This window comes from Sodalis sp. (in: enterobacteria) (assembly GCF_047607725.1).
Classification (GTDB): domain Bacteria; phylum Pseudomonadota; class Gammaproteobacteria; order Enterobacterales; family Enterobacteriaceae; genus JBLKSS01.
The window spans coordinates 1-6,946 of record NZ_JBLKSS010000191.1 but is presented as its reverse complement, the minus strand read 5'-3'; the positions used below and the strand labels follow the sequence as shown (position 1 = coordinate 6,946).

The window sequence follows — 6,946 nt, the reverse complement described above, 5'->3', positions numbered from 1 at the left end:
TAAATTTTAATGGACACTATCACAAACTTCAGAACCACTAATTTCATATCACTCAAACCGGGATGGAAATAAAAGTTATTAAAATCAATATAATGTGAAAATGCAATGAGCATAAGCGTGTAACGTAGGTTTACTGTCTCATAGAACAAACCCACCAATAATTCAAGACGTCCTCCACGGGGCGCTTACTTTCAGGGTAAGATTGGCGCTGCTATCGACGCCCGCCAGGATAACAATTTAGTGATCATCGCCCTGGTTGAGGCGTTGATAGCAGGGCTGGGCCAGGAAGAAGCATTGCGCCGGGCTTACGCATACCAAGAAGCGGGCGCGGATGCGATCCTCATCCATTCCCGGCAGAAAACGCCCGCCGAGATCCTCGCTTTCATCGATGCCTGGGCAGGCCAGGTTCCGGTTCCGCTGGTGCCTACGGCCTATCCACAGCTTACCGAGTCGGCCATTGCCGCCAGCGGCAAAGTAGGGATCGTCATTTACGGAAATCACGCTATCCGCGCTGCGGGCGATGCGCAGTCTCTTTGGGCAGATACGGCACGATGGCGGCATTCATCGTGTGGACACCGCATTACCGACCGTGAGCGATATTATTGCGCTACAAGGCGACGCCAAAATGCGCGCGGTGGAGAGCAAATTTCTCAGATAAAAGCGACGGCGAAAACCGGGCTGGATAGCAGCGGCGCGGATGATATCGCACGCCGCAAAAAATCGGCCGCCGCCCGGGCTTATTCGCGCATCAGTCTCGGGCTATTGGCCAGCCACAATGTCACCACCAATATCAAAATGGCGGCGGAATAACACAGCGTATCCAGCGGGTTTTCATGATCGACGACGATGAGTCGGATGATGGCCGTGATGCCAATATAAATAAAGTAACGTAGGGGAAAGTGATACCCGGACTGAAAATATTTCACTATCAGAGCGATAAATTCAAAGTAAAGAAAATAAATGACGATGCCTTCGATTAGCAGGTAGGTGGAACTTTGCTCCCCAGCGTTGAGCAGTACCTGTCCCAAATCGAAGGTTTGCCTGCCCAAGAAAATAATCAAGATTATACTCAAGCATACCAGGCCGATATTCAAAACCATTTGCAGTGCATCGGCAATACGCGTTCCGGAAATCATGGTGTCATTACCCTGCGTTAACATTGTCTGGGGATCTCTGTGGTAGTATAACGCTTTTCAATGTGATTTATGTCACAAAATTAGACTGAGGCGGTTAACCGGCGTCCGGTTTAACTGCGGTTTAAGTAAGGCGGGGCGCGCTACCTCGGTAAACGGACTGCCCCGTCGCGCGAGAGCGGTTGGTACTAAAAAGATGTATAAGCAGCACCATAATAGCACCGGTAAACGCTTGGCGGCAGGGGTTTTCACCCGCTGATGTGACGACGGCGGGCGCATTAAAGCGAAAGCGGCCGGGTACGTTTTACAGTATGATATGTACCGCAAAACGGGTATTTATTCGCTAAGTATTGGAAAGTAGTCTGACCTGAATCAATTCAGCTTTGGCGTTTTGTTATACTCTTTCATCACAAGCCTCGGCATTCGTTGCTGATGGGAAAAGCGGTAACAAACGTATTGTATTCTACAAGCGGTATTTTAAGTTCAGAGGTAGTCATGATTAAAAAAATCGGTGTACTGACAAGCGGCGGTGATTCACCAGGAATGAATGCGGCCATCCGGGGCGTCGTGCGGGCCGGGCTTTCCGAAGGTCTGGAAGTTTATGGAATTTATGACGGCTACCTGGGCCTATTTCAGGATCGGATGGCGAAACTGGACCGCTATAGCGTCTCGGATATGATCAACCGCGGCGGTACCTTTCTCGGTTCCGCGCGTTTTCCGGAATTCCGAGAGGAAGGCACACGCGCTATCGCTATTGAAAACATGACCAAGCGCGGCCTGGATGCACTGGTGGTGATAGGCGGCGACGGCTCCTATATGGGCGCCAAGCGCCTGACTGAAATGGGTTTCCCCTGCATTGGCCTGCCTGGCACGATTGATAATGACGTGGCGGGCACCGATTACACCATTGGCTACTTTACCGCGCTGGAAACCGTCGTCGAGGCTATTGACCGCCTGCGCGATACCTCTACGTCACATCAACGTATCTCCATCGTGGAAGTCATGGGGCGTTATTGCGGTGATTTGACCATGGCGGCAGCCATCGCCGGCGGCTGCGAATTCATTGTACTACCTGAAGTGGAATTCAAACCGGAAGACCTGGTCTACGAAATCAAGGCGGGTATTGCTAAAGGTAAAAAACACGCCATTGTCGCGATCACCGAACACATCTGTAATGTCGCCGAGCTGGCGCAATACATCGAAAAAGAAACGGGACGGGAAACCCGCGCCACGGTGCTGGGCCATATCCAGCGCGGCGGTAGTCCGGGGGCGTATGATCGTATTTTGGCCTCGCGCATGGGCGCGTATTCCATCGAACTGCTGTTGCAGGGCTATGGCGGCCGCTGTGTCGGGGTGCAAAATGAGCGGTTGGTTCATCACGATATCGTTGACGCCATCGAAAATATGAAACGGCCCTTCCGCAGCGATATCCTGGAGACGGCGAAAAAACTCTTCTGATTTCGCCGGTTGGCTTGCCCTCGCTGCTGAGGGCAAGCGCTTTGGCGCCCCGTGTGCCGGCTCCCCTCATGCTGTTAATCCACATTATATTCTTTGGTTATATAAACTATTTTTATATTCTTTTAGCTGGCTATATTTTTCTGCCACTCTCTGCAGAAAACGTTTTCAATTCCAAAAAATTTCCATATGGAGTGAAATATGTCCAAATGGCGTGCCGGCGTATTACTCATGTTGCTATCAGGAAGCGTAATGGCTAAGGATGTACAGCTTCTGAATGTTTCCTATGATCCTACCCGCGAATTCTATCAGCAATACAATAAGGCGTTTAGCCAATACTGGCAGCAAAAAACCGGCGATCATGTTACGGTGCGCCAGTCTCACGGCGGTTCCGGTAAACAGGCGACTTCCGTTATCAATGGTATTGAAGCGGATGTGGACGCTATCGCCGAACGCGGACGCATTGATAAAAACTGGATTACGCGCCTGCCTGACAATTCCGCGCCTTACACATCAACCATCGTTTTCCTGGTGCGTAAAGGAAACCCGAAACAGATTCATGATTGGACCGATTTGATCAAACCCGGCGTGTCGATTATTACGCCTAACCCGAAAACGTCTGGAGGTGCGCGCTGGAACTATTTGGCGACCTGGGGCTATGCGCTGCACCAGAATAATAACGATCAGGCCAAAGCGCAGGCGTTTGTGAAAGCGCTGTTTAAGAATGTGGAAGTGCTCGATTCCGGCGCCCGCGGCGCAACCAACACCTTTGTTGAGCGCGGCCAGGGGGATGTGCTTATCGCTTGGGAAAATGAGGCATTGTTGGCTATTAATGAACTGAACAGCAAGGATCAGTTTGAAATCGTCACCCCGAGTGAATCGATTTTAGCCGAGCCGACGGTATCGGTGGTGGATAAAGTGGTGGATAAGCGCGGAACCCGCGATGTCGCCACGGCGTATCTTAACTATCTCTATTCAACCGAGGGGCAGCGTATCGCGGCGCAAAACTATTATCGTCCGCGCGACGCGGCTGTAGCGAAGGAATACGCCAAAGAGTTTCCGACGCTGAAGCTGTTTACCCTGGCTGAAACCTTCGGCGATTGGACCAAGGTCCAGAAGGAACACTTCGCCAGCGGCGGCAGTTTCGATCAGATTAGCAGCCGTCCTAGCGCCACAAACCATACCGGGCCGGTCAGCGAATGACCGGCCCGGATGTTTTCAGGATGACGGTGAATTCCGTCGTCTGATATAGGCCGTCAGTCCTGTTTCGCTTGCGCCGCGGCTTTAACGATCACGGCGAAGGCGTCAGCCTTCAGCGATGCGCCGCCGACCAAGGCGCCATCAATATCCGGCTGGGTAAATAGTTCAGCGGCATTACCGGCGTTGACCGAGCCGCCGTACTGGATCATGACCTGTTCCGCGATTGCCGCATCATGTTTGGCGATATGGCCGCGGATAAATTTATGCACCGCCTGCGCCTGCGCCGGGGTGGCGGATTTGCCGGTGCCGATGGCCCAGATGGGCTCATAGGCGATAACGGTATTCTCGAATGCTTTGGCACCGAGGCTGTTCAGTACCGCATCAATCTGACGAGCGCATACCGCTTCGGTTTGTCCGGCTTCGTTTTCCGCTTCGCTCTCACCGATACACAATACCGGAATCAGACCCGCTTCTTTCAGCACTGCGAATTTTTCGGCGATAACGTCATCGCTTTCTTTATGATAGGTGCGGCGTTCGGAATGACCGATGATTATATATTTCGCGCCGATATCTTTGAGCATTTCGGCGGAAACTTCGCCGGTGAAGGCCCCCGAAAGATGGGTGTCGACGTTCTGCGCCCCCAGAGCAATTCGGCTGCCGCCCAAATGATGTTTCGCCAGGTCGAGATAGGCCACCGGCGTGGCGATGGCCACGTCGCAGCCGACAACGCTGCTGAGTTCGTTGCGCAGCGCCGCGATCAGTTCGTTGACCATGTGTTTGCTGCCGTTAAGTTTCCAGTTACCCATCACTAACGGATGTCGCATTGTTATTCCTCCATTCAGGGAACGCGAGAGATGAAAATGACTGCCATAGGGCAAGTTTTACCTGACCTCAGTATAAAGAGGAAATACTAAGGTGGCTTTGCTTTTTGTCATTTATCGTGCATGAATCAGGGCTCGGCCAGCGCAAGTTTGACGGGTTCGACGGCAAAGGTCAGCCCTTTATCGCCATTGTCCGCCACCACGTAGCGCAGCGCGCCCCATTGCTGTTGGAAAAAGCGTGAACCCTGTCCGCGACTTAGCAGATCTAACACCCGCGCCGTGCTCTGTTCCACACTTATCGTCGGTTCAAACTCGCACAGTAGCGCCGCCATGTAGGCGATGGCGGTCGCGCGAGCGGCCTTTTCGGTACCGCCTTCCACCGGCAGGTAGGTAAACTGCAGCGTTTTGATCTTGCCGCTGCCTTTCTCCAGCGCCGTGGAGGCATGCAATGTTTCGTTAATCTTACTGGCGGCGCGGGTAAGATTCGCCGGTTCGCTCGGGCCCTCCAACGCGCGGAATTCGCCGATGGGCAAGGTCGGATTATGGCTATTGTACCGTTCGCGGAATTTCGTCACCGTGGTATCAAAAGTGGGTGCGCCGGCCAGCAGATACGGGGCGGTCGGTGCGGTGCCGGCGGCCCGGCGATACCCTTGGTGGCAGGCGCCGGCGGCCCGGCTGTTCGGCGCAGAGGACGGCACCGCCATTACCAGTAATGCTCGCTGGTCATATGGCCCGATTTGCGCTTGAAATGTTTGCGCATGCCGCGGCTGTCCTTCAACATCTGCTGTGTGTCGCGCACCATTTGCGGGTTGCCACACAGCATAACGTGACTGTTTTCGGCGTCCAACCGCAGATCCACCGCTGCCTCCAGCGAGCCATCGGCAATCAGGGCGGGGACGCGGCCGGTGAGCGATCCGGGAGCCTGCTCGCGGCTGACCACCGTTTGGACACGCAGCTTACCGTTATAGCGCTGCTGTAGCTCCAGCATCTGCGGCAGATAGCTAAGGCCCTGAGCAAAGCGCACCGCATGCACCAGAATAATCTGCTGGAAGCGCTCAAGTCCCTCGCCCTGCTCGAGAATCGATAGATAGGGACCCAGCGCGGTGCCCGTCGCCAGCATCCACAGATTTTCACAGGGGGGAATCTCGTTTAGCACAAAGAATCCCGCCGCCTCCTTGGTCACCATCAGACTGTCGCCGGGCGCAAGCGCATGCAGCGGCGGACTGAGTTTCCCCTCCGGCACGGTAACAAGGTAAAATTCCAGGTTGTCATTTCGCGGCGCATTAACGTAGGAATAGGCGCGCTGAATCTTTTCGCCGTTGATTTCCAGCCCTAGCTTGGCGAATTGTCCGGCGGTAAAGGGGTCGACTGGCGCATGCACGATCAGATTAAAAAGACTCTCTGTCCAGTGCTTCACCTGCACCACGTTACCCGTTACCCATTCAGCCATAGTGTTTAACCCCCCTAGTTCCTGCCGGATGTTCCCCGGTCGACATGCGTTTATCCGCTCTGTCACAGCGGCTGAGTTTTGTGCTTCAGGACGCCCCGGCGTCCGGCGCGCGGCCTGAACCGCCAATCTGCGGACTTGCCATTATCAGCTAATTTCGTTAGCGCATCCAGTCCATGGTGCGGCAAGCGTAAATTACGGCGCGCGTACAGAAAAATTTACCTTCTGTCCACCGAACATTACAGCTTGAGCGTCGGAATTCGGAATACTGAAGATATTAACTGGACTTGGGGCCTGGATGTGGTATTTATGTCTGAAAATTAACCAATATTCTGTATATATCACTATTTAAAAGCAATACACAGAATTAATAAGCTATTTAAGTAATTCTTATGATGAACCCGCGGGCGATATCCGTGCTAATGTTATTAATTATTCTGGTGGCCGTTGGGCAGATGGCTCAGACCATTTACTACGTGCCTGGCATTCCTCTTATCGCCCGCGATTTGATGGTGGCGCGAGGGGGCGATACAGCGGCTGATGTGGCCGCCTACCTTCTATGCTATGGCGGCTCGCAGCTCATCTATGGTCCGCTCTCCGACCGGGTAGGACGCCGGCCGGTCGTCTTGAGCGGTATGGCGATCTTTTGCCTGGGGACAATGCTGGCCATGCTGAGCCAATCGCTGTCGCTGATGACATTCGCCTGCGGTATCCAAGGTATCGGAACCGGCGTCGGCATGCTGTTTCCGTTGTAAGCGTACGCCCAGCGCCGTATTGACAGTTATTCAGCAGGGATGGTGAGGTTCCACGGCAGGAGCTCTTTGATTTTGTTGATGGGATGATCCGCGATAATCGCCAGCACATGGCGCAGATACGCTTCCGGCTCCACG

At 53.7% G+C, this 6,946-nt stretch carries 9 protein-coding genes; 4 read left to right on the top strand and 5 right to left on the bottom strand.

Annotation, left to right across the window (positions count from 1 at the left end):
* Window positions 1-240 precede the first annotated feature (240 nt).
* Window positions 241-810, top strand: coding sequence for an isocitrate lyase/phosphoenolpyruvate mutase family protein (locus tag ACMX3H_RS15725; protein WP_415211495.1), 570 nt, complete (start codon window positions 241-243; stop codon window positions 808-810).
* On the opposite strand, the gene psiE is transcribed toward ACMX3H_RS15725, so the two are convergent.
* A complete protein-coding gene (gene psiE / locus ACMX3H_RS15720) occupies window positions 738-1,136 on the bottom strand; it encodes a phosphate-starvation-inducible protein PsiE (RefSeq protein ID WP_415211494.1) in 399 nt (132 codons plus the stop codon). The two genes, ACMX3H_RS15725 and psiE, sit on opposite strands and share 73 nt — an antisense overlap.
* Window positions 1,137-1,628: 492 nt before the next feature.
* Between psiE and pfkA the strand changes: the two genes are divergently transcribed.
* Entirely contained in the window at window positions 1,629-2,591 is a 963-nt protein-coding gene (pfkA, locus tag ACMX3H_RS15715) for a 6-phosphofructokinase (RefSeq protein WP_415211493.1), read from the top strand.
* 198 nt (window positions 2,592-2,789) lie between these two features.
* On the top strand, window positions 2,790-3,791 hold the full coding sequence (locus tag ACMX3H_RS15710) for a sulfate ABC transporter substrate-binding protein (protein ID WP_415211492.1): 1,002 nt from the start codon (window positions 2,790-2,792) through the stop codon (window positions 3,789-3,791).
* Between the two features lie 53 nt (window positions 3,792-3,844).
* On the opposite strand, the gene tpiA is transcribed toward ACMX3H_RS15710, so the two are convergent.
* From tpiA to fpr, 3 genes are all read right to left on the bottom strand, one after another.
* On the bottom strand, window positions 3,845-4,612 hold the full coding sequence (gene tpiA / locus ACMX3H_RS15705) for a triose-phosphate isomerase (protein ID WP_415211491.1): 768 nt from the start codon (window positions 4,610-4,612) through the stop codon (window positions 3,845-3,847).
* Window positions 4,613-4,737: 125 nt separating this feature from the next.
* Window positions 4,738-5,313: a DUF1454 family protein gene (locus tag ACMX3H_RS15700; protein WP_415211490.1), complete on the bottom strand. Its 576-nt coding sequence runs from the start codon at window positions 5,311-5,313 to the stop codon at window positions 4,738-4,740.
* Window positions 5,313-6,059 (bottom strand): ferredoxin--NADP(+) reductase, encoded by a 747-nt coding sequence (gene fpr, locus ACMX3H_RS15695; protein WP_415211489.1) that lies wholly within the window; start codon window positions 6,057-6,059, stop codon window positions 5,313-5,315. The genes ACMX3H_RS15700 and fpr overlap by 1 nt, the downstream gene beginning before the upstream one ends.
* Window positions 6,060-6,478: 419 nt before the next feature.
* Between fpr and ACMX3H_RS15690 the strand changes: the two genes are divergently transcribed.
* A complete protein-coding gene (locus ACMX3H_RS15690) occupies window positions 6,479-6,811 on the top strand; it encodes an MFS transporter (RefSeq protein ID WP_415211496.1) in 333 nt (110 codons plus the stop codon).
* A gap of 26 nt (window positions 6,812-6,837) precedes the next feature.
* Here the strand turns inward: ACMX3H_RS15690 and ACMX3H_RS15685 are convergent.
* Window positions 6,838-6,946: transposase domain-containing protein (locus tag ACMX3H_RS15685; RefSeq protein ID WP_415209556.1), on the bottom strand; the 109-nt coding region annotated here is incomplete at its 5' end.